General features: G+C 72.6%; 22 protein-coding genes and 3 tRNA genes. 15 read left to right on the top strand and 10 right to left on the bottom strand.

Annotated features, from left to right (window positions below):
- Positions 1 to 82: 82 nt before the first annotated feature.
- The 6 genes from ACPCK6_RS04115 to ACPCK6_RS04090 all read left to right on the top strand — a co-directional run bounded on the left by ACPCK6_RS04115 (position 83) and on the right by ACPCK6_RS04090 (position 5,522).
- Entirely contained in the window at positions 83 to 1,255 is a 1,173-nt protein-coding gene (locus ACPCK6_RS04115) for a thiolase family protein (RefSeq protein WP_396881884.1), read from the top strand.
- Between the two features lie 108 nt (positions 1,256 to 1,363).
- On the top strand, positions 1,364 to 1,876 hold the full coding sequence (locus ACPCK6_RS04110) for a hypothetical protein (RefSeq protein ID WP_318336134.1): 513 nt from the start codon (positions 1,364 to 1,366) through the stop codon (positions 1,874 to 1,876).
- 68 nt (positions 1,877 to 1,944) lie between these two features.
- Positions 1,945 to 2,628 (top strand): response regulator transcription factor, encoded by a 684-nt coding sequence (locus tag ACPCK6_RS04105; RefSeq protein ID WP_030499376.1) that lies wholly within the window; start codon positions 1,945 to 1,947, stop codon positions 2,626 to 2,628.
- A gap of 16 nt (positions 2,629 to 2,644) precedes the next feature.
- A complete protein-coding gene (locus ACPCK6_RS04100; protein WP_423480419.1) occupies positions 2,645 to 4,087 on the top strand; it encodes a sensor histidine kinase in 1,443 nt (480 codons plus the stop codon).
- Positions 4,088 to 4,144: 57 nt separating this feature from the next.
- A complete protein-coding gene (locus ACPCK6_RS04095; RefSeq protein WP_396881885.1) occupies positions 4,145 to 4,732 on the top strand; it encodes a hypothetical protein in 588 nt (195 codons plus the stop codon).
- A 79-nt stretch (positions 4,733 to 4,811) separates the two neighbouring features.
- Entirely contained in the window at positions 4,812 to 5,522 is a 711-nt protein-coding gene (locus ACPCK6_RS04090; protein WP_135242490.1) for a glycosyltransferase family 2 protein, read from the top strand.
- 70 nt (positions 5,523 to 5,592) lie between these two features.
- Here ACPCK6_RS04090 and ACPCK6_RS04085 read toward each other — a convergent pair whose 3' ends face one another.
- Both ACPCK6_RS04085 and ACPCK6_RS04080 read right to left on the bottom strand, forming a co-directional pair.
- Entirely contained in the window at positions 5,593 to 6,468 is an 876-nt protein-coding gene (locus tag ACPCK6_RS04085; protein ID WP_423480418.1) for a transketolase family protein, read from the bottom strand.
- 14 nt (positions 6,469 to 6,482) lie between these two features.
- Positions 6,483 to 7,166, bottom strand: coding sequence for a thiamine pyrophosphate-binding protein (locus ACPCK6_RS04080; RefSeq protein ID WP_423480378.1), 684 nt, complete (start codon positions 7,164 to 7,166; stop codon positions 6,483 to 6,485).
- 46 nt (positions 7,167 to 7,212) lie between these two features.
- Between ACPCK6_RS04080 and soxR the strand changes: the two genes are divergently transcribed.
- Positions 7,213 to 7,665, top strand: a complete 453-nt coding sequence (gene soxR, locus ACPCK6_RS04075; RefSeq protein WP_269703510.1) for a redox-sensitive transcriptional activator SoxR — start codon at positions 7,213 to 7,215, stop codon at positions 7,663 to 7,665.
- A gap of 3 nt (positions 7,666 to 7,668) precedes the next feature.
- On the opposite strand, the gene ACPCK6_RS04070 is transcribed toward soxR, so the two are convergent.
- Together ACPCK6_RS04070 and ACPCK6_RS04065 are read right to left on the bottom strand one after the other, a co-directional pair.
- A complete protein-coding gene (locus ACPCK6_RS04070; protein WP_423480377.1) occupies positions 7,669 to 8,643 on the bottom strand; it encodes an NAD(P)H-quinone oxidoreductase in 975 nt (324 codons plus the stop codon).
- 9 nt (positions 8,644 to 8,652) lie between these two features.
- Positions 8,653 to 8,781 carry a hypothetical protein gene (locus ACPCK6_RS04065; RefSeq protein WP_423480376.1) on the bottom strand — a complete coding sequence of 43 codons (129 nt, stop codon included), beginning with the start codon at positions 8,779 to 8,781 and terminating at the stop codon, positions 8,653 to 8,655.
- Positions 8,782 to 8,876: 95 nt separating this feature from the next.
- Here ACPCK6_RS04065 and ACPCK6_RS04060 point away from each other — a divergent pair.
- From ACPCK6_RS04060 to ACPCK6_RS04050, 3 genes are all read left to right on the top strand, one after another.
- Positions 8,877 to 8,966, top strand: a tRNA-Ser gene (locus ACPCK6_RS04060).
- Positions 8,967 to 9,325: 359 nt separating this feature from the next.
- Positions 9,326 to 10,015, top strand: a complete 690-nt coding sequence (locus ACPCK6_RS04055) for a DNA alkylation repair protein (RefSeq protein ID WP_423480375.1) — start codon at positions 9,326 to 9,328, stop codon at positions 10,013 to 10,015.
- A gap of 40 nt (positions 10,016 to 10,055) precedes the next feature.
- Complete coding sequence (locus ACPCK6_RS04050; RefSeq protein ID WP_091413270.1) at positions 10,056 to 10,589, top strand: YbhB/YbcL family Raf kinase inhibitor-like protein; 534 nt, start codon at positions 10,056 to 10,058, stop codon at positions 10,587 to 10,589.
- Positions 10,590 to 10,642: 53 nt separating this feature from the next.
- Here the strand turns inward: ACPCK6_RS04050 and ACPCK6_RS04045 are convergent, their stop codons facing one another.
- Entirely contained in the window at positions 10,643 to 11,347 is a 705-nt protein-coding gene (locus tag ACPCK6_RS04045; RefSeq protein WP_013289245.1) for a class I SAM-dependent methyltransferase, read from the bottom strand.
- Between the two features lie 209 nt (positions 11,348 to 11,556).
- Here ACPCK6_RS04045 and ACPCK6_RS04040 point away from each other — a divergent pair, with 209 nt between their 5' ends.
- The gene (locus ACPCK6_RS04040; RefSeq protein ID WP_423480374.1) at positions 11,557 to 13,335 is read left to right on the top strand and encodes a DUF6311 domain-containing protein; all 1,779 of its coding nucleotides are present in this window, start codon (positions 11,557 to 11,559) and stop codon (positions 13,333 to 13,335) included.
- Between the two features lie 4 nt (positions 13,336 to 13,339).
- On the opposite strand, the gene ACPCK6_RS04035 is transcribed toward ACPCK6_RS04040, so the two are convergent.
- On the bottom strand, positions 13,340 to 14,122 hold the full coding sequence (locus tag ACPCK6_RS04035; RefSeq protein WP_423480417.1) for a hypothetical protein: 783 nt from the start codon (positions 14,120 to 14,122) through the stop codon (positions 13,340 to 13,342).
- Between the two features lie 321 nt (positions 14,123 to 14,443).
- On the opposite strand from ACPCK6_RS04035, the gene ACPCK6_RS04030 reads away from it, so the two are divergent.
- A complete protein-coding gene (locus ACPCK6_RS04030; protein ID WP_396881893.1) occupies positions 14,444 to 15,976 on the top strand; it encodes a peptide deformylase in 1,533 nt (510 codons plus the stop codon).
- A 69-nt stretch (positions 15,977 to 16,045) separates the two neighbouring features.
- On the opposite strand, the gene ACPCK6_RS04025 is transcribed toward ACPCK6_RS04030, so the two are convergent.
- Positions 16,046 to 17,167, bottom strand: coding sequence for a globin domain-containing protein (locus ACPCK6_RS04025; protein ID WP_396881894.1), 1,122 nt, complete (start codon positions 17,165 to 17,167; stop codon positions 16,046 to 16,048).
- 122 nt (positions 17,168 to 17,289) lie between these two features.
- On the opposite strand from ACPCK6_RS04025, the gene ACPCK6_RS04020 reads away from it, so the two are divergent.
- Positions 17,290 to 18,063 carry a CPBP family intramembrane glutamic endopeptidase gene (locus ACPCK6_RS04020; RefSeq protein ID WP_030499361.1) on the top strand — a complete coding sequence of 258 codons (774 nt, stop codon included), beginning with the start codon at positions 17,290 to 17,292 and terminating at the stop codon, positions 18,061 to 18,063.
- A 100-nt stretch (positions 18,064 to 18,163) separates the two neighbouring features.
- On the opposite strand, the gene ACPCK6_RS04015 is transcribed toward ACPCK6_RS04020, so the two are convergent.
- Positions 18,164 to 18,766: a hypothetical protein gene (locus ACPCK6_RS04015; RefSeq protein WP_423480373.1), complete on the bottom strand. Its 603-nt coding sequence runs from the start codon at positions 18,764 to 18,766 to the stop codon at positions 18,164 to 18,166.
- An 863-nt stretch (positions 18,767 to 19,629) separates the two neighbouring features.
- Between ACPCK6_RS04015 and ACPCK6_RS04010 the strand changes: the two genes are divergently transcribed.
- Positions 19,630 to 19,720: transfer RNA gene (locus ACPCK6_RS04010), tRNA-Ser, on the top strand.
- A 36-nt stretch (positions 19,721 to 19,756) separates the two neighbouring features.
- Positions 19,757 to 19,829, top strand: a tRNA-Arg gene (locus tag ACPCK6_RS04005).
- Between the two features lie 76 nt (positions 19,830 to 19,905).
- Here the strand turns inward: ACPCK6_RS04005 and ACPCK6_RS04000 are convergent.
- On the bottom strand, positions 19,906 to 21,138 hold the full coding sequence (locus ACPCK6_RS04000) for a tyrosine-type recombinase/integrase (RefSeq protein WP_356987269.1): 1,233 nt from the start codon (positions 21,136 to 21,138) through the stop codon (positions 19,906 to 19,908).
- Positions 21,138 to 21,344: an excisionase family DNA-binding protein gene (locus tag ACPCK6_RS03995; RefSeq protein WP_184680303.1), complete on the bottom strand. Its 207-nt coding sequence runs from the start codon at positions 21,342 to 21,344 to the stop codon at positions 21,138 to 21,140. Before ACPCK6_RS03995 ends, ACPCK6_RS04000 begins: the two co-directional genes overlap by 1 nt.
- Positions 21,345 to 21,348: the final 4 nt, after the last annotated feature.

The raw sequence follows: 21,348 nt of genomic DNA, 5'->3' as shown, positions 1-21,348 counted from the left end.
CGCACCTGCCGCACGCCGGGGGAGGACGACCGGTCGGATCAGCACGTAGGATCAGGGCAAGCGAGGTTACCGGGGAGTAGACATGAGTGACGCGGTCATCGTCGGCGCGGTACGGACCCCGGTCGGGCGGCGCAAGGGCAGCCTCGCCGGAGTGCACCCGGTCGACCTCTCGGCGCACGTGCTGCGCGCGCTCGCCGAGCGCACCGGCATCGACCCGGGCCAGGTCGACGACGTCGTGTGGGGCTGTGTGTCGCAGGTCGGCGAGCAGTCCTGGAACGTGGCCCGCAACGCGGTGCTCGCCGCCGGCTGGCCGGAGTCGGTCCCCGGCACCACGCTCGACCGCCAGTGCGGGTCCAGCCAGCAGGCGCTGCACTTCGCCGCCGCGACGGTCCTTTCCGGCCAGGCCGACCTGGTCGTGGCCGGTGGCGTCGAGTCGATGACCCGGGTGCCGATGGGTGCCAGCGTCGCCGGTGGCATGCCGTTCAGCGCGGCGATCCTGGAGCGCTACCGCGGCGTCGAGGGCGTCGCGGAGGACTCCCCGTTGCCGTTCAACCAGGGCGTCGGGGCCGAGCTGATCGCGCAGCGGTGGCGCTTCTCGCGTACCCAGCTCGACGAGTTCGCGCTCGCCAGCCACGAGAAGGCCGCCGCCGCGCAGGACGCGGGCGCGTTCGAGGCCGAACTCGCCCCGGTGGCGCTCGCCGACGGCGGCAAGTTCTCCGCCGACGAGGGCATCCGCCGCGACACCTCGCTGGCGAAGCTGGGCGAGCTGGCCACCCCGTTCCGCGCCGACGGCGTGGTCACCGCCGGGTCCGCGTCGCAGATCTCCGACGGCGCCGCCGCGCTCGCGGTCACCACCGCCGAGTGGGCCAGCCGGCACGGCCTGCGCCCGCTGGCCCGGGTGCACACCGCCGTGGTCGCCGCCGACGACCCGGTCACCATGCTCACCGCGCCGATCCCGGCTACCGCGAAGGCGCTGCGCCGCGCGGGGCTGGGCATCGAGGAGATCGGGGTGTACGAGGTGAACGAGGCGTTCGCCCCGGTGCCGCTGGCCTGGCTGGCCGAGACCGAGGCGGACCCGGAGCGGCTCAACCCCCGGGGCGGGGCGATCGCGCTCGGTCACCCGCTCGGCGGGTCCGGTGCGCGGATCATGACCACGATGCTCCAGCACATGCGGGACAACGGCATCCGCTACGGCCTCCAGACCATGTGCGAGGGCGGCGGCATGGCCAACGCCACGATCGTCGAGCTGCTCTGACCCGATCGGCCGCCGAAGTCGCACCGCGGGTGCGACTTGCACGTGTGGAAGTTCCAGAAATCGGGCGTGACCCATATCACCCCTGGTCATCGGCTCGTTGGACCGGGCATGGACGTGTTCTCGCGAACGTTCCTCCCGGCCGCCGCCGAGACCGGCCTGGCGACCCAGACCGTCACCCGGCACATGCCGGTGTTCCGCCGGTGCGTCGGCTCCGGCGACGCGACCATCCTGGTCACCCGGTGCAGCCGCCCGGACGACCCGGTGGGCGGCGACTACCTGATGCTCCTCACCCACCGGCGGCTGGTGGTCACCCGGCAGACCCGGGTGCTGCACCGGCTGCGCCTGCACCTCAACACCGAACTGCGCGAGCTGAGCCACGTGACGTGGAGCCCCGACGCCCGCGCGCACAGCGTGGAGCTGGCGGCCACCGCGATCGACGGGGTGCGCGAGCGCTTCGTCCTGCGTACCCACCACCCGAAGCAGGTGTGGCAGCTCGACGCGCTGCTCAACCACGCCTTCCGCACCCGCCTCCGTACGCCGGCCGAGCGGGTGGTGGCGACCATCGGTGAGTCGCCGGCGGCCGCCCGCCCGACGGTGCTGCGGCCCGCCCCGGCCCGCTGACGTCCTCCTTACCTGACCCGAACATTCCCTGACCGGCCGGGCGGTCGCCGGTCGGTCATCATGGGCCGGTGACCACCGCCGCCCCGCCCGGGCTCGTCCTCGTGGTGGAGGACGAGCCGGCCATCGCCGACCTGGTCCGGCTCTACCTGACCCGGGACGGGTTCGGCGTACACCTGGAACGTGACGGCGAGGCCGGGCTGGCCGCCGCGCGGCGCCTGCGCCCGGTGGCCTGCGTGCTCGACATCGCGTTGCCCGGCCTGGCCGGCACCGAGATCTGCCGCCGGCTGCGCGCGGCCGGCGACTGGACGCCTGTCATCTTCCTCACCGCCCGCGACGACGAGGTGGACCGCGTCGTCGGGCTGGAACTGGGCGCCGACGACTACGTCACCAAGCCGTTCAGCCCGCGCGAACTGCTCGCCCGGCTGCGGGCCGTGCTGCGCCGCACCGCCGGCACGCCCGCCGAGCAGCCCCGCACGCTCGGCGCCGTCACACTCGACCCGGCCCGCCGCACGGTGACCGCCGCCGGTACGCCGGTGCAGCTCACCTCCACCGAGTTCGACCTGCTGGCCCACCTGATGGCGCGGCCCGGCCGGGTGTTCACCAGGGAGGAACTGCTGGCCGGCGTGTGGGGGTACGCGGCGCACGCCGGCACCCGGACCGTCGACGTGCACGTGGCGCAGGTGCGGGCCAAGCTCGGCCCGGACAGCGTGATCCGCACCCATCGGGGCGTCGGGTACGCCGCCGATGCCTGAGCCGCCCACGGTGCCGATGCCGACCACAGCGCCGACGCAGCCCACGGTGCCGACGCCGCCCACCGGTCCGGTCCGGCCCGGCCGGCGTCCCGGGCGGACGCTCACCGCCCGCGCCGTGCTCGCCACCTGCGCGGTGGCGCTGGTGTCGGTGCTCGTCACCGCGCTCGTCGCGGTGCCCCTCGCGGTACGCGGCGCGGAACGCCGGGACCAGGAGGCGCTCGCCGCCCAGGCCCGGCTCGCCGCCGACGTGCTCCGGGTACGGCCGGTACGTCAGCGCGACGGCGCCGGGGACCGGCTCATCCGGCAACTGCGCCAGCAGCAGATCGACGTGTACGTGATCCGGGACGGCCGGGCCGACCGGCCGGGCCTGCCCCGACCGCTCGTGACGCGGGTGGCCGGCGGCGAGAACGTCTCCGGGCGGCGGCTGGTCGACGGGGAACGCCGGCTCGTCGAGGCGCGGGCGCTGCCCGGCGGGGACGGTGTGGTGCTGACCCGGGCCCGCAGCGCCGCGCCCTGGCGGCAGGTGCTGCGGGGACTATGGTTGCCGCTGCTCGCCGGGCTCGCCGCCGGGGCGGCCGCCGGACTGCTGCTCGCCCGCCGGTTGGCCCGGCCGATCCGTACCGCAGCCACCGCCGCCGCGCGGCTGCGTGCCGGGGACCGGGCGGTCCGCGTACCGGTCGAGTCGCCCGACGAGGTGGCCGACCTGGCGTACGCGCTGAACGGCCTGGCCGCCGCGCTCGCCACGAGCGAGGGGCGGCAGCGGGAGTTCCTGCTCTCCGTCTCGCACGAGTTGCGGACCCCGCTCACCGCCATCCGTGGCTACGCCGAGGCGCTGGCCGACGGGGTGATCGAGGCCGACGCGGTGCCGGCGACCGGCCGGACCGTGCTCGCCGAGGCCGAACACCTCGACCGGCTGGTCCGCGACCTGCTGGCGCTGGCCCGGCTGGAGGCGGTCGACTTCCCCCTGGAACCGGTGCCGGTCGACCTGACCGGGCTTGCCGCCGACGCGGAGCGCGCCTGGTCCGGCCGGTGCGCGGCGCTCGGGGTGCCGTTCCGGCTGGAGACGCCGGGTGCGCCGGTGCCGGCGTACACCGATCCGGGCCGGATCCGGCAGGTGGTGGACGGGCTGCTGGAGAACGCGCTGCGGGTCGTACCGCCGGGGGCGCCGGTGGTGCTCGCGGTCCGCGCCGACGGTCCGGCGGGCGGCGGGGTGCTGGAGGTCCGGGACGGCGGGCCCGGCTTCACCGACGACGACCTGCGGGTGGCGTTCGAGCGCGGCGCGCTGCACGAGCGGTACCGCGGGGTGCGCAAGGTGGGCAGCGGACTCGGCCTGGCGCTCGCCGCCGGGCTGGTCCGCCGGCTCGGCGGGGACATCGCCGCCGGGCACGCCCCGGAGGGCGGGGCCGCCTTCACCGTCCGGGTGCCGCCGGATCCTTACGCGGCTCGAACATCGGCTTGACCGTCTCCTCGCATCGGTGCGGAACGCTCGGGTCGTCACCGCGAGAGAGGACCACTGATGGCACGTCAGCGAATCGTCACCGGCGCCACCGCACTGCTCGCCGCGGCCGCGCTCGGGCTCGCCGGGTGCGGCGCGGCCCGGCCCGGCGCGGCACCGGACGACGCGGTCGAGGTGAGCGCGGCCCTGGGTACCGAGGGTCAGGCGCTCGCCGCGCTCGGCGTCGACGCCGGGGAACTGGACGTGGATCCGCTGGCCGCGCCGGCGCCCTCCGGCAGCCCGAAGGCCGGGCCGGGCGGCGAGGGCGAGCGGGCGAAGCAGGGACACCAGCGGCACCGGGCCCGGGTGCTGCTGCGGCGCAACACGCTGCACGGCGAGGCAGTGGTGAAGACCAGGGACGGCGGCACGAAGACCGTCACGGTCCAGCGCGGCGAGGTGACGGCGATCGACGACAGGACGATGACCGTCAAGTCCACCGACGGCTTCACCGTGACGTGGACGTTCGGCGAGAAGCTGCGGGTGGTCGAGCGCCGGACCACGATCCGATCGAGCGACATCAAGATCGGTACGACGGTCGGGGTGGCCGGCGCGAAGGACGGCGACCGGAGCGTGGCCCGGCTCGTGGTCGTACCGCTTCGCCAGGAATAGGGTGCCCGGGCTGTCGTGACCTGAGCAATGTGCCAGGCTACGCTATGCCCCGACCTGCCATCGCCTCCGTGGAGATTCCGTGAAGCTCTCGATCCTCATGCCGGTCTACAACGAGGAAGAACGTATCGCGGATGCCCTCAAGCAGGCATTGGCGGTGGACTACCCCTGCGAGATCGAGCTCGTCGTCGTGGACGACGGCAGCCGGGACGGCACCGGCGAGGTTCTCGGCCGCGTGGACGACGCCCGCCTGCGGGTGATCACCCACCAGCGCAACGCCGGCAAGGGCGCGGCCATCAAGACCGCCGTCGACAGCGCCGAGGGCGAGTACATGGTCATCCTCGACGCCGACCTGGAGTACGACCCGCAGGACATCCCGCGCCTGCTGGAGCCGGTGCTCGACGGCCGGGCGACTGTCGTCTACGGCAATCGGACCTTCGGCAGCCACAGCTCGTACAGCTTCTGGTACGTGATGGGCAACAAGGGCGTCACGCTCGCCGCGAACGTGCTCTACAACTCCTACATCGGCGACCTGGAGACCTGCTTCAAGCTGATGCCGCTGGAGCTGTACCGCTCGCTGCAGGTCCGCTCCCGCGGCTTCGGCATGGAGGCGGAGGTCACCGGCAAGCTGCTGCGCCGCCGCATCCGCCCGTACGAGGTGCCGATCAGCTACCGCGCCCGGGGCCGCGAGGAGGGCAAGAAGATCACCTGGAAGGACGGCGTCGAGGCGATCTGGATCCTGGCCCGCGAGCGCGCCCGCCGCCGTCCGGCCGGTCCCGCCGCCGCGCACTGAGCCAGCGTCGACGGAACCCCGCGAGCCCGGCACGAGCCGAGGTCGCGGGGTTCCGCCGTGTCCGGGACGCTCAGGTGAGGAACGCGTCGACCGAGCGGCGCAGCCCGGCGGCGTCCAGGCCGTGCCAGCGTTCGTGGTCCTCGGCGCTGCCGTAGCGGCGCAGGTCCTTGCGGCCCACTCCGAGGGCGAGCAGCCGGTGCGGCCGGTCGGCGAGCGCCTCCGACACCACCCGCGTCGAGGTTCCCGCCAGGTACGGCTCGACCACTATCACCTCGGTCCCGGCGAGCGCCCGCAGCCCGGAGGTGTCCAACGGCCGGGGCCGGTGGGTGTACGCCACGGTGACCGGCCGGTCGGCCGTCGCCGCCACCGCCGCGTCGAGCACCGGACCGACGGCCACCAGCAGCGGCGCGCCCGGTCCGGCGTCGCGCACCACGTGCAGGTCACCCGCCTGCGGGTACGCCTGCGCGTTGGCCTGGATGGACAGCCGCAGGTACGCCGAGTCCTGCCCGCACACCACGTCGCGCAGCAGCGGCCGGACCTCGTCCGGGTGCCCCGGCACGTGCACTGTCCAGCCGTCGAGCGTGTCCAGCAACGCCACGTCCGCCGGCCCGAGGTGGGTGCGTCCCGCTGACGCGCGGTCGTATGAGCCGCCGATGCCGACGAGCACCGCGCCGACGTCCTGGTGGTCGAGGTCCAGCTTGATCTGCTCGTACGCCCGCTCGACCAGGAACGGGGCGTAGCTGTGCACGATCGGCCGCTGCCCGGTCAGCGCCAGCCCACCTGCCACCCCGATCATCAGCTGCTCCCGGATGCCGACGTTCACGACCCGGTCCGGATAGCGGGCGGCGGCCGGCTCGAACGCGGCGGCGGAGATGTCGGCGAGCACTACTGTCGTCCGCGGATCGGCGAGCACCTCCTCGGTGCTGGTGACGAACGCGTCCCGCATGGTGCTGCTCATTCTCACTCCCCGTCCGTGACGACCGCGACGACGACGTGCGGCCGGTGATCGTCGTGCCCGGTGAGGGCGGTGTGCAGGGCGTCGTGGTCGCGCCCGTCCACTGTTGCGGCGCTCCACCCGTTCACCGTGAACCGGTTCGCCGCGCCGCCCGGCCAGCCGTACGTGGCCGAGCGGTTGTCCACCACGATCGCGGTGAGGTTGCCCAGTCCGGTCGCGCCCGCGTACGCGATCGCCTCGTGGTTGGAGCCCTCGTCCAGTTCGGCGTCGCCGAGCAGCACGTACACCCGGGGTTCGGTGCGGCCCTGGACCCGCAGCCCGAGCGCGGTGCCCACGCCCAGCCCGAGCCCGTGGCCCAGCGAACCGGAACCGATCTCCACGCCCGGCACGAGCGTGCGGTCCGGGTGGTCGCCGAGCCGGCTCTCCGGGCCACCCTGGTCGTCCAGCCACTCGGGCGGTACGAAGCCGCGGGCGGCGAGCAGCGCGTAGTACCCGGCGACCGCGTGACCCTTGGAGAGCAGGAAGCGGTCGCGGTCCGGGTCGTCCAGGGTGGCCGGGGTGATCCGGAGCACCCGGTCGTAGAGCACCTGGAGCACGTCGAGCGTCGAGTACACGTTGGCGCCGAACTCGCGGCCGGCGCGCACCCGGTCCAGGAACGCGCCCAGGTCGGTGGCGGTGGTCGTCGTCATACCGATAGCCTCGGACTTGAAGCGAACTTCAACTCAAGGCCGTGTGATGCACGAAGCAACACTGACCATCGGGCAACTCGCCGACCGCAGCGGCGTCGCCCCCTCGGCGCTGCGCTACTACGAGCGGCTCGGCCTGATCCACGCCGCCCGCACCGGCGGGAACCAGCGCCGCTACGCCCGCACCGAGCTGCGCCGGGTCGCGTTCATCCGGATCTCCCAGCAGGTCGGCGTCTCGCTGGAGGAGATCCGGGCGGCGCTCGACTCGCTGCCGTCGGGGCGTACCCCCACGCCCGACGATTGGGCCGCGCTGTCCCGCGCCTGGCGGGACCGGCTGGACGAGCGGATCCGGCTGCTCGGCAAGCTCCGCGACGACCTGGACGGCTGTATCGGCTGCGGCTGCCTGTCGTTGCAGCGCTGCACGCTCTACAACCCCGGTGACTCACTCGCCGCCGAGGGCCCCGGCCCGCGCCTCATGCTCCCGCGCCCCGGCCAGGGCTGACCCTCACCGCACCAGCAGTACCTTGCCCAGGTGGTCGTTGGTCTCCACCAGGCGGTGCGCGGCGGCGGCGTCGGCCATGTCCACCCGGGCGTGCACCACCGGCCGGACCCGGCCCGCCTCCACCAGGGGCCACACCTGCTCGCGTACGCCCCGGACGATCGCCGCCTTGCCGTCCACCGGGCGGGACCGCAGCGCGGTCGCGTGCACCGCCGCGCGCTTCGCCAGCAGCATCCCCAGGTCGAGTTCGCCCTTGCGGCCGCCCTGCATGCCGATCACCACGAGCCGCCCGCCGGTCGCCAGCGCCGCCACGTTCCGGGGCAGGTAGGAGGCGCCCATGATGTCCAGGATCACGTCCGCGCCCCGGCCGTCGGTGATCCGGCGTACCTCGTCGACGAAGTCCTGCTCGCGGTAGTCGATCGTGTGCGCGGCGCCCAGCTCACGCAGCCGCTCGTGCTTCGCCGAACGGGCGGTCACCACCACCGTCGCGCCCAGCGCCACGCCGAGCTGGATCGCGAACGTGCCGATCCCGCTGCCGCCGCCGTGCACCAGCAGCGTGTCGCCCTCGGCCAGCCGGGCCAGGTCCACGACGTTCGACCAGACCGTGCAGGCCACCTCCGGCAGGGCCGCCGCGTCGACCAGGTCCACCCCGGCCGGCACCGGCAGCAACTGCCCAGCCGGCACCGCGACCTGCTCGGCGTAGCCGCCGCCCGCGAGCAGTCCGCACACCTCCTGGCCCACCGACCAGCCGGTCACGCCGGGACCGAGCGCACGCACCGTCCCCGAACACTCCAGACCGGGGTACGCGGACGCGCCCGGCGGCGGCGGGTAGTGCCCCTGCCGCTGCAACAGGTCGGCCCGGTTCACCGCGCTCGCCCGCACCTCCACGATCACCTCACCGGGACCGGGCTCCGGGTCCGGCACGTGGGTCCAGACGAGCGCCTCGGGTCCGCCGGGTTCCGTGATCGTGATCGCGCGCATGGTTCAGTCTTACCCGATCCGCCCGTCGCCGCGCAGGTGCACCGTCCGGGACGGCTGCCGCGCCGGGCCGTCGGCCACTGTGGACTTGCCGGCGGCCGTGATTCCGCTGATCAGCACCACTGCCGGGTGCTCCCACACGCACACGTTCTCGCAGGGGAGGTGGGACGGCGGCTTGCCCGGTACGGGGTTCGTGGCAGACTGGTCCCGGTCGCGCACCCCTCGGGGGCGTGCCGGGAGGGTTCGCCTAGTGGCCGATGGCGCTGGTCTTGAAAACCGGTAAGGCAGCGATGTCTTCGTGGGTTCGAATCCCACACCCTCCGCCAGTAGCTGATCTCCCTTCACGCAGCTCAGTCAGCCCGCCGGGCGTGTCGGCTGGAGAGAAGTAATGGGAGATGGTCCTTCTCCCCGGGGCGCCGCGCATCAGACCGTCGGTCTTCAGCCCCGAATGGCCGCATCGCTCCGGGTTCCACCCCTCGGTCACCCGCCCGTTACTGCGGTCGTCGCGGGCGAGCACCGTACCCGTGCGTCAGCCCGGGGTCGCGACCAGCGCGACGGCGTGGGGCGCCGGGATGTGGGCGACGGCACGGCAGGGCGGCCGAGGGGAGGAACGGCGGGGCGGCGGAACAGCCGGAGCGTCGGGCCGGTCGTAGGCTGCGGGGTGCGGCGACGGCGGGAGGGCCTGGTGGCGGAGACGACGACGGTGGCCGAGGTGACGGCCGAGCTGGCCGCGCTCGACGACCCGAAGATCCGTGCGGTGAACGAGCGCCACGGCGACGACCACGGGGTCAACCTGGGCAAGCTGCGGGCGGTCGCCAAGCGGCTGAAGACGCAGCAGGAGCTGGCCCGCGAGCTGTGGGCGACCGGCGACAGCGCGGCCCGGCTGCTGGCGATGCTGATCTGCCAGCCGAAGGCGTACGGGCGGGACGAGCTGGACACCATGCTGCGCGAGGCGCGGACGCCGAAGGTGCACGACTGGCTCGTGAACTACGTGGTGAAGAAGAGCCCGCACGCCGAGCCGCTACGACTGGCCTGGTCGGCCGATCCGGATCCGGTGGTGGCGAGCGCCGGCTGGGCGCTGACCACCGAGCGGGTGGCGCGCAATCCGGACGGGCTGGACCTGGCCGGTCTGCTCGACGTGATCGAGGCGGAGATGGCGGACGCGCCGGAGCGCCTCCAGTGGGCGATGAACCACTGCCTGGCGCAGATCGGGATCGAGCACGCCGCGTACCGGGAGCGCGCGATCGGGATCGGCGAGCGGCTCGGGGTGCTGAAGGACTATCCGACGCCGCCCGGGTGCACGTCCCCGTACGCGCCGGTCTGGATCAACGAGATGGTGCGCCGACAGCACGGTGGCGCGGACAACGGGGTATGAAGGGGCGCAGGACATTCGCGTACCCGGAAGGACCGTTTCGATGACCCTGGAACGACCGATCGCCCCGGACCCGTACGAGCTGCTGCCGACGGTGCCGTCGTTCGACCTCACCAGCGACGACGTGCACAACGGCGAGCCGATGGACGCGCGGTACGCGCACGGCAGCACCGGCGGCGAGAACGTCTCACCGCAGCTGTCCTGGTCGGGCTTCCCGGCCGAGACGAAGAGCTTCGTGGTCACGTGCTTCGACCCGGACGCCCCGACCGGCAGCGGCTTCTGGCACTGGGTGCTGGTGAACCTGCCCGCGTCCGTCACCGAGTTGCCCACCGGCGTGCGTGAGGCCGACCTGGACGGCGCGTTCAGCGTCCGCAACGACTACGGCGACACCGGCTACGGGGGCGCGGCGCCGCCGGCCGGGGACCGCCCGCACCGGTACGTGTTCGCGGTGCACGCGGTGGACGTGGACCGTCTCGACATCCCCGCCGGGGCGAGCCCGGCCTTCGTCGGCTTCAACCTGGCGTTCCACACCCTGGCCCGGGCGGTCATCCGCCCCACGTACCAGATCAAGGAGTGAGGTGTAAGGAAGGGCCCCTTATTAACAGACGTCTGTTAATAAGGGGCCCTTCCTTACACGCGGGCTACGGCGAAGACGGACTGGCCGAACGGCGGCCGGACGCGCTGCTCGGCGGCCTTGGTGACGGGTAGCACGAGCGTGTCGTACACCTTCACCATCGGGCCCTCCTTCGGCATCAGCCGGAAGACCTTGGTGGCCATGAAGTAGCCGATCAGGCCGAGCGCGTTGGCGTAGTGGATCCGCTCGACGGTGAGGCCCGCCTCGGTCATCGCCGCGGCGAGCGTCTTCTTCGTGTAGCGGCGGACGTGGCCGGTGGCGATGTCGGCGGGGCTCATGGCGAACTGGAACGCCGGCACGATGATGACCACGGCGCCGCCGGGGCGGACCAGGTCCCGCATGCTGCGCAGCGCGCCGACGTGGTCGTCGATGTGCTCCAGCACGTTGTACGAGACGGCCGCGCTGTAGTCGCCGCGCTCGTGGTGCGGGAGCAGCATCTGCCGGACCTCGACGCCCGGGTGGTCGGACAGCCGTTCCTTGAGCTGGATCAGCCGGTCCGGGTCGGCCTCGGTGGCGGTGATCCGGGGTGCGTACGCCGCCCAGGCGGAGGCGTAGTCGCCGAGGCCACTGCCGATCTCGATCGGGTTGTCACCGAGGTAGGGCACCGCCAGCTCGACGAACCACTGCCGGTGGTTGACAGCCGTCGCCAGGCCTTCGAGCACCTCGGACTGGACGCGCTGATCCCCAGTGATTTCTGCCATGCGTCGATTCCTCACGATATGACTGACCCGCGCCTGGACCGTCAGAGTCAACCATCTGGATGGCTGAGGGGGAAATCGGGGGACGGAGGGGGGCCGAATTGTGATCCGGAGGGGGTGCCTGTTCGGCGTTCGGCGAACTCGGCACATAGTACGTGATTCCCCGGAACATTGCACGTGCCCGTCATACCCTGACTACGCTCTGAAATGTCATGACTACTCCGGAAAGCGGCGCGAGCGCGCCGAAATCGGGGCAGGGTAGGCGGATCGACGCGCTCGCCGTGCTCAGCTTCGTGCTGCTCGCGTTCTGGGTGACCGCTCGACTGTGGGTCGATCCGCGCAATGGCATCCGGGACAATCGGACAGATCAGGCGCAATTCGAATGGATGATGGCGCATGGTGCGCGCGTCGTCACTGATTTCGCCTATCCGTTCACCTCGGACCGGATGAATGTGCCGGATGTCGTCAATCTCATGGCTAATACGTCCGTATTATCCGTTTCATTGCCGCTGACCCCGATAACGCTCTGGGCAGGTCCGCGCTGGTCCTTTCTGATTTTCCTCACTCTCGGGCTCGCCGCCACCGGCGTGTCCTGGTATTTCCTGCTCTCCCGAGTTGTCGTGAAGTCCCGCGGTCCGGCCTGGCTGGGTGCCGCCTTCTGCGCGTTCGCGCCGGCGATGATCTCGCACGCCAACTCGCACCCCAACATCGTCAGCCAGTTCGTGGTGCCGCTGATCATCTGGCGGACGCTGCGCCTGGCCGAACCCGGCCGGTGGCTGCGCAACGGCTTCCTGCTCGGGCTGGTGATCGTCTGGCAGGCGTTCCTCAACCTGGAGATCCTGCTGATGACCGCGATCGGGCTCGGCGTGGTGGTGCTCGCGCTGGCGCTCGGCCGGCCCGCGCTGCGCTCGTCGGCCCGCCCGTTCGTCGCCGGGCTCGCTGTGGCCGCGGTGGTCGCCGGGGTTCTGCTCGCGTACCCGCTCTGGGTCCAGTTCTTCGGCCCCGGCGCGTACAGCGGGCTCTCCACGCTGATCCGCGGCTACTCCACCGACCTCGCCGCGTACGTGGCCTGGTCCCGGGAGTCGGTGGCGGGCGACGCCCGGGGCAGCGAACCGCTCGTCAAGAACGCCACCGAGGAGAACGCGTTCTTCGGCTGGCCGCTGGTGGTCCTCGTGATCGCGCTCGTCTGGTGGCTGCGCCGCAACGCCGTGGTGCTCGGGCTGGCGGCGGTCGGGCTCGTGTTCGCACTCTTCTCGCTTGGCCGGGAGATCCGCTACGACGGGCAGGACACCGGCATCCCCGGCCCCTGGGCCGCGCTGGAGAACCTGCCGGTCCTGCACTCGGTGGTGCCCACCCGCTGGTCGCTCGCGCTCACGCCGATCATCGGCGTGCTGCTCGCGTTCGGCGCCGAGCGGGTCCGGCGGATCGCCGTATGGCACCCGGACGCGCGCGGCCAGATCCGGTTCGCCACCGTCACCGTGCTCGCCATGGCGCTGCTGCCGATCCTGCCGACCCCGCTGCCCGCGAAGCGCCTCGATCCGACCCCGGCGTTCGTCAGCTCCGGTGCCTGGCGTCCCTACGTCGCCGACGGTCGGAGCATCGTCACGCTGCCGCTGCCCGACACCACGTACGCGGTCCCGCTGCGCTGGTCCGCCGAGACCCGGCTGGACATGCCGCTGGCCCGCGGCTACTTCCTCTATCCGGACACCCGCCCCGGCGGGGACCGGATCGCCCTGTTCACCGCGCCGCCGCGCCCCACCAGCACGTTCTTCGAGACGGTACGGCGCACCGACGCGGTCCCGCCGATCACGCCGCAGGACCGGGTGGCCGCCGTGGACGACCTGCGCTACTGGCGGGCCGGCGCGGTGATCCTCGACCCCCGGCTGCCGCAGGCCGAGGCGCTGCGCCGGGCGATGACCGAGCTGAGCGGGATCACGCCGAGGCGTACCGGCGGGGTGTGGTTGTGGGACGTCCGGCCGCTGGCCGACTGAGCGGTCAGGCTTGGCGGACGCAGCAGCCCTGGCACACCTTGGGCCGGGGCAGCGTGAACGCCAGGCAGCAGGTGCGCCGCTGCACCGTCGGCTCACCGGCCGGGCCGGGCACCAGCTCGACCAGGTCGCTCAGGTCGAGCGCGCCGAGCAGCGTGCCGACGGCCGCCGTGGCAGAGCCGGGCAGCGCGTCCGACGCGCGCAGGACGCCGTGGGCGATGCCGGAGGCCACCGAGCCGAGCAGCGTACGGGTGCCGATCCGGACCTCGCCCTGGATGGCGCCGATCAGCGGCGCGAAGTGGGCGTCGAGCAGGGACGCGCGCAGTGCGCCGAGCAGTGCCGCCTCGTCCGGGACCACCAGGACGCCCGGAGCGCCGGCGAGCGCCAGCGGGTCGCTCGGCAGCACCGCCACCGGGGTGGAGGCGCGCAGCCCCAGCGTGAGGAGCTGGTGGTGGTCCTCGAAGTGCACGAGCACGTCGGCCGGGTCGAGCAGCGGCACCCGGCGGGCGGACGCCCAGCCGAGCACGGCGGGGAGCGCGGTCCAGTAGCTGTAGGACTTCCAGGCCAGCGCGGCACAGGCGTGCGGGGTGCCGCCCCAGCGGCGCCCGGCGCGGATCAGGAACTCGGACAGCAGCGTCCCGTCGATCAGCCGGGTGGCGGGGGACCAGCGGTCCAGCTCGTCGTGCACAAGCAGGCCGGGCGCGAGCCCGGGCAGGTCGTCGGTGCCGAACATGGCGCGCAGGGTCGCTGTGACCGGGGCGAGCGGGGTGGCGGCGTCGCGCCCCGGCATCACCGCAGTCACCTGGCCGTCCCCTGTCCTGTCGCCCTGCGGTCGGCGCGTGCCGTCGACCCAAGCTAAGGCTAGCCTAACCGCCCTCCTGGCGGGAGGGGAAGAGGTGCCGCGGTATCGCGGGGAGGCCCCCGTCACTCCACGGCCGTCGGGTACTACCCGGCCTCGGAGACGGAAAACGCCGCCGGAGAGCCGGCGGCAGACGGCATAAGGATCGATGTACGCCGCTGAAAAGTCAAGGTGAGTGTCGAATACGAGGCAGTTTCCGTACACGTTCGGCCACTCAACGTGAAAATGGTCTTCCCGCGTACGAGGAAGCTGATGACGACCTCACCGATCGAGCGTGCCGCCGACTCGTTCGCGGCCGAACTCGCCCGGCACCGGACCGGCCGAGGGCTGTCCAAGAAGCAACTGGCCACGATGATGGGCTTCGACCCGTCCTACGTCAGCCACGTCGAAGGGCGCCGGCACCGGCCCACCGAGGACTTCGCCCGCCGGGCCGAGGCCGTCCTGGAGGCCAGCGGCGCGATCTGGCAGCGCTTCCGGGAGTACGACGAGCTGCGGCACGGCCGGGCCGGCGTGGCCCACCGCGACCCGCCCGTCCCTGGCCAGTGGCTGCCCCCGGGGACCGGCCTCGTGGTGGAACGGGAGGTCGCGACGCTCACCCACACCGGTGACGGCTACCACTGCGCGATCCGGCGGGAGCTGTACAACGCCGGCACCGAACCGGTCACCCGCTACCTGGTCCGGGTCGCCGTCGACCGCTACCCCAACGACCCCGGCCGCTCCAACCGGCATCACCGGGAACACCCGCTCACCTTCGCCGAGCTGCAACTCACCGCGTACCGGGACGACGGCAACGGACGCGAGCCGATGCACTGGCGGGCCAAGCACGACCGGGACGCGTTCAAGGAGATCTGGCTGCTGTTCGAGAACGACGAGGGACGCTTCCCGCTCTACCCCGGGGACCGGGTCACCATCGAGTACGCGTACCGCGTCGGCCGGGACAAGTGGGGCCCCTGGTTCCAGCGGGCCGTACGACTGCCCACCCGGCACCTGGCGGTGCGGCTCGACCTGCCCGCGGACCTCGACCCGAAGGTGTGGGGTGCGGAGACCTCGCTGTCGGCGGAGGAGGGGCCGCTGCGTACCCCGATCCAGCGTGCGGTGGACGGTGGCCGGGTGGTCTTCGACTGGGGGACCGACGACCCGCCGCTGAACGCCCGCTACCGGATGCAGTGGCGGTTCCGCAGCCCCGAGCCGGACGCCGAACCGGACAGCGCGCCCACCGGCGGCGCCCGGGTGCGGGCCAGCGACCGGATGCGCGCGGTGGGCATCGTGCAGCGCGGCGACGACCTGCTGCGGCAGCGGGCCCGACAGTTCGACCTGCCGGCCGACGAAGCGCACGCCCGGGAGGTGATGGATCGGCTCGCCGCGATGCTGGTCCGGCTGGACGAGCTGCACCCGTTCAGCAAGGGCGTCGGCCTCGCCGCGCCTCAGCTCGGCATCGGCTGGTCCGCGGCGCTCGTGCGCCCGGCCGACCGGGCGGCCGATCCGGTGGTGCTGCTCAACCCCCGGGTGGTCGACGCCGCCGCCGAGACCGACGAGCAGTACGAGGGCTGCCTGTCCTTCTTCGACCACCGCGGCCTGGTGCCCCGGCCGCTGCGGATCGACGTGGAACACGCCCTGTGGGACGGCAGCCGGGTGATCACGTCCTTCGAGTACGCGATGGCGCGGCTGGTCGCGCACGAGATCGACCACCTGGAGGGGCGGCTGTACGTCGACCGCATGGCACCCGGCGTGCCGCTGGTGCCGGTGGAGGAGTACCGCGAGACCGGCACCCCCTGGCGTTACTGAGATACGGGGGGCCGGGTCGCGTGCCCCAGGGGGCGGGGGCACGCGACCCGGCTCGGGGGGGAGCAAGGTTCAGAGGTTGCCGAACGTGTCGTACCGGATGTGGTCGGGCGGGACGTCGTCGGCGGCGAGCGCCCGCAGGGTGGCCCGGACCATGGCGGCCGAGCCGGAGACGTAGCAGTCGTGCGTGGTCCACGGGCCGTACCGGGTGACCACCTCGGAGACGTCACCGAGCTCGCCGACGAAGTCCGGGTCCTCGCTGCACGCCGGCGTCACCGACAACCACGGGTGGGACGCGACGAGGTCCTCCAGGCCGGGCAGCCCGTACAGCTCGTCCGGGCGGCGCGCGCCGTAGAAGACGTGCACCCAGCGCGTGCGGTTGACCCGGGTCAGCTCCTCCACCAGCGCCTTGATCGGGGCCAGGCCGACGCCGCCGGCCACGCAGAGGACGTCCCGGGCGGACTCCGGATCAAGCGTCATCGAGCCCATCGGCGCGGCCACCCGCAGCAGGTCACCCGGCTTGGTACGGCGTACCAGCGCCCCGGAAACCCACCCGGCCGCACCTGATGGCGTGCGCACGTGGAACTCCAGCACGTTCTCGTCGTTCGGCGCGTTCGCCACCGAGTACGTCCGCCACACCCGCGGGTGATAGCGGGGCACCTCCACGCTGACGTACTGGCCGGCCCGCCAGGGCAGCGGATCCTGGAGCGCGCGAACGGTCAGCACCGCCGTGTCCGGGCCGTGCCGCTCGTGCGTCAGCACCTCGGCGTGCCAGAACGGCGGGTTCTCGTCGGCCTCCGCGCCGGCCAGCATCCGCTCGCTGATGCCCGCGTACGCCTCCCGCCACGCCTGGTCGTACTCCAGGTTCCAGCCGTCCCCGGCGGTGCTGCGCAACGCGTCGAGCAGTGCGACGCCCATCGTCGCGTAGTGCTCGGCCGACACGTGGTACTTGCGGTGGTCCCGGCCCAGCGCGCGCAGGTACTCGTCGAAGCTCTCCGGATCGCCCACCGTCTGGGTCGCGGTGACGATGGCCTCCAGGATGCGGTCCCCCTGGCCGTTCATCTGCACCGGGAAGAGCTTGCGCAGCTCCGGGTCGAGGAGGAACAGCCGGGCGTAGAAGTGACCGCTGAGCCGCTCCCGGTGCTCCTCGACCAGGGTCCAGCTCTCCTTCAGCAGCCGCGCGAAGTTCTCCACAGGGGCACGCTCCTTCTCCGTACGGGCGGATCGGCCCGCATAGAATGTCCACGGAGCGTGTACGCCGGTCGCACAGGCTGTGCGACCGTCCGGCCCGGTCGCCGAAGTGCTTTCATGGTCCGGTGACGGTTGACGAGCTGGCCCGTCCGGTCTCCCGCCGGATGCTGGGCACCGAGACGCTGCTCGTGCTCGGTCTGTCTCTCGGCCAGTCGGCCGTGTACGCCCTGGTGTCCCTGATCGCGAAGCTGACCGCGACCGGCGGACTGTCGAAACAGACCGCCGCGCTGAACACCTCCGCGTCGGCCCGGCCGTACCTCGACCTCACGTACCAGCTGCTCGGGATCGTCTTCGCGCTGCTGCCGGTGCTGCTCGCCGTACACCTGCTGGCGCGCGACCCCGGCGACCCGGCACGGACGCTCGGCGTCGACTTCCGCCGGCCCGGCTCGGACCTGGCCCGGGGCGCGGGCCTGACCGCCCTCATCGGCCTGCCCGGGCTGGCGCTGTTCTGGGCGGCGGCGCAGCTCGGCCTCAACGCCACGCTGGTCCCGGCCGCGCTGCCGGACCTCTGGTGGACGGTGCCGGTGCTGATCCTCGCCGCCGTGCAGAACGCCGTGCTGGAGGAGGTGATCGTGGTCGGTTACCTGATCACCCGGCTGCGGCAGCTCAACTGGCGGATCGGCGCGGTGCTCGCCACGAGCGCGCTGCTGCGCGGCTCCTACCACCTCTACCAGGGCTTCGGCGCGTTCGTCGGCAACGCCGTGATGGGCGTGATCTTCGGGCTGTTCTACCTGCGTACCCGCCGGGTCGCCCCGCTGATCGTCGCGCACACGCTGCTCGACATCTTCGCGTTCGTCGGCTACGCGATGCTGCCGAAGTCCTGGTTCGACTGGCTCTGATCCGGCTGCCGGCCCGGCACGCGTTCCGTCCGCCCCGAGGTCGGGGAAGTGGCGGCATCGGGCCCCGCCTGACCGCGCCAGCTCGCCGAACCGGTGTCGATCACACCCGATATCGGGCGACCGCCCGCGCGGCGAGGCGCTCCGCGGCTGCCGTACCGCCGGTCGCGGCCGCCAACGCCGCCGCACCCGGCAGCAACCGGGCCGCCAACCGCAGCCCGAGCCAGCCACCCGCCTGCGCGGCCACCGGCGTCGCGAGCCGCCAGGCCGCCTCCGCCACCCGCCCCCACGGACCCTCCGCCGGAGCATCGGCAGCCCGAGCCGCCGCCAGCGCCGCCCGCGCGGTGCCGTCGTCCGGGTGCACCAGCGTGAGCACCAGCAGCTCGGCCGCCCGATCCGGATGCGCCGGATCCCGCCCGTACGCGGCCGCCAGATGCAGCACCAGGTTCGCCTGCGTCCACAGCACCGACGCCAGCTCCGCGACCGGCGCGAACAACCCGGCGCCCGCCGCCAGCGCCCCACCCGTACCGGCCATCCGGACGAACCGCCGCGTCGCCAGCCGGGCCACCCCGTCGGCGTCCGCCTCCGGGTAGGCCCGCCGGACCTGCTCCGCCCAGGCCGAGGCCCGCGGCCCGAGCGCGTCGACCGCCGCCAGGGCCAGCAGCTCCGGCGCGAACCCGGGGTGGTCGCGCAGCTGCGGCCCCACCGCCCGCCAGCCCGTTTCCGGGGTACGCGTGACGTCGGGTTGTGCGGGTGCCCGCGCGACGACCGTGCCGGGCGTCGTCTCGGCGGACTGCCCCGCGGGGGATGCCGTGGTGTCGGCGGCGGTGACCTCGATCTGTGGCGCTTCGCGTTCTGTGGGCTCAGGGGCAGTGATCGCCGTCTCCCGCCTCGGGGGCGACGCCTTCCGGGCGGCCTTCTTCACCGCCGGGGTCGCCTTCTTCGCGACCGGGGCGGCCTTCTTGGCGGCGGGAGCGCGGCGCGTCCGTTTCGGCGCCTCTGCCCCGACCGGTGGTGCGCCTGGCGCTGTCGGAGGCTCGATGGCTTGATCCTGTTCCGCCGTGACGGGCCGCGCATCGGTCGAGGTCGTGCCCTCCCCGACGCTCGGCGGAGGTTGTGCGGCAGTCGTACCCGAAGGAGCCGTGGAAGCCTCCGGGGTGGCCTGCTCGGCGGGCGTACTCGGATCGGCTGGTGAGGGATCGGCGGCCGGACGCGGGTGCGGCGCCGGCGGTGCGGCGGCGGCCGGCGTCGGCGGCTGGAAGACGACTGTGGGCGCGGACCGGCGCGGACGCCGGGGCGCCGGTGTGTCGCTCGTCGCGTTCTCGGCGGCGGGGTCCGGTGCCGGTGGGCTGAACGTCGGTCGTGGGGAGCGGCTCCGCCGGGCCTTGGCTGCGGGCTCGCGACGGGGCGGATCGCTCGGCGGCTGCTCCTGCATATCGATGGAGCGTAGCCGTGGACGTGATCCGGCACACGACGGAAACGCGGTGGCGGGGGCCGGTCCCGGTATCCGCTTTGCCCCGGGCGGGTGCGGGCCTGTATCCTCGGGCGCGGTGACCTCGGGGTCACCAGGGAGACTTCGCCTAGTCTGGTCTATGGCGCCGCACTGCTAATGCGGTTGGGGTCTTAAAGCCCCTCCCGGGTTCGAATCCCGGAGTCTCCGCGCGAAAGCCGGTTGTGTAGACTGGCCGAGCACCAAGCGCCCGTAGCTCAACGGATAGAGCATCTGACTACGGATCAGAAGGTTAGGGGTTCGAGTCCCTTCGGGCGCACAGCAGGTCAGGGGCCGTTTCGGGAAACCGGGGCGGCCCCTTTTGCATGCGGTACAGCAGCAAAGTACAGCAGCGGTCATGCCGATTCCGTGCCGTTCATCCGGTCGCCCAAGCGCTTCAACGCCTCACGCGTCTGCTTCGAGCTGACGCGCGTGTAGATCTCCATCGTGACCTTGAAATCGGCGTGCCGCAGGATCTGCATCGCCACCCGTGGATGCACGTCGAGATCGGCCAAGATGCTCGCGCAGGTCCGTCGGGCGCCGTGCGGAGTGATCTCCCGCAGGCCGTAGCGGCGGATTCGCGCTTCCCAGGCCCGGTTGAAGTTCCGAGGCTCGATCGGCGTGCCGAACCGGGTGGTGAACACCAGCGGCGACTTCTGCCACACCTCGCCGGCAGCCTTCCGGTCCGCCGCCTGTTCCGCGCGTCGGATGGCCAGGGCGGTCCGGCAGATCTCGGGCAACGGCATCGAGGCGTCGGATTCCGCCGTCTTGGTCTCGCGGCGCAGGAGCTGCCCGCCGACGCGCTGAAGTTGCCAGGAGACGTCGAGTTCGCCTGCCTCCTGGTCGATGTCGTCCCAGCCGAGGCCGAGCAGTTCCCCGCGGCGCAGCCCGAGCACCAGCAGCAGCACCCAGGCGGCGTACATCGGATCCTGGTCAGCCCGTGCCGCTTCCAGGAACCGGCGTGCCTCTTCGCTGTCCCACGCCGTGCCCGCCCTCTTACGGGTGACACGCAGCTTGACCAGTGCCGCCACGTTCTTGCTGACCAGCTCTTCGGTCACGGCCTGAGAGAGCGCGGCTCGCAGCGTCGCCCGCAGCCCCTTGACCGCGCTGTCGGACGGGACGGCGTTGCAGCAGGCGCCGAGCGCGCAGCAGCGTCGCTTAGCCGGCGGCCTGGCGGCGTCCTTGCCCTGGGCACAGCACTGGCACGTCCGAGCCACCTTGTTGATCCAGGTCTGGACGTCCTTGACCTGCAAACGGTCGAGCCGCTTCGCCCCGATGCCCGGCACGATGTAGAGACGGGTGAACCCCTCGTACGAGACGTAGGTAGCCGGCGCGAGATTCGGCTTCACGATCTCTTCCAGCCAGTACCCGAGGTAGCCGGCGAGAGTCGGCACGCGGGTGGCCACCGGACCGGCCTTGGCCTGGTGATGCAGCTTGAGCCACTTCTCGTGGACGATCTCCCGGGTCTGCCCGTAGACGTACTTACGATCGCGCTTGCCGTCCGGCTTGTTGACCCAGACGTAAGCGGCGTAGCCGTTGCGGTAGGGGAAGATCGATCCTTCGCCGTTGGCGCGAGTACGGCCCGTCATCAGGCAGCCTCCTGCCGCTCGACCTGATCGCGGATGTACTCGTCGACCCACTCCGGCAGGATCCGGCGGTACTTGCCGTCCTTCACCGAGCGCAGCTCACCGGTGGCAATCTTCATCTTTACCTTTGACAGGCCGAAGCCGAGCAAGGCAGCGACCTCAGCGGGCGAGTACCACTTCGGGGCCAAGAGCTGGGAACGGGTGCTCATGGTG

The sequence above is a fragment of the Micromonospora sp. AB353 genome, assembly GCF_049538395.1.
Taxonomy (GTDB): Bacteria; Actinomycetota; Actinomycetes; order Mycobacteriales; family Micromonosporaceae; genus Micromonospora; species Micromonospora aurantiaca.
This window is presented reverse-complemented; position numbering and strand designations above follow the sequence as displayed.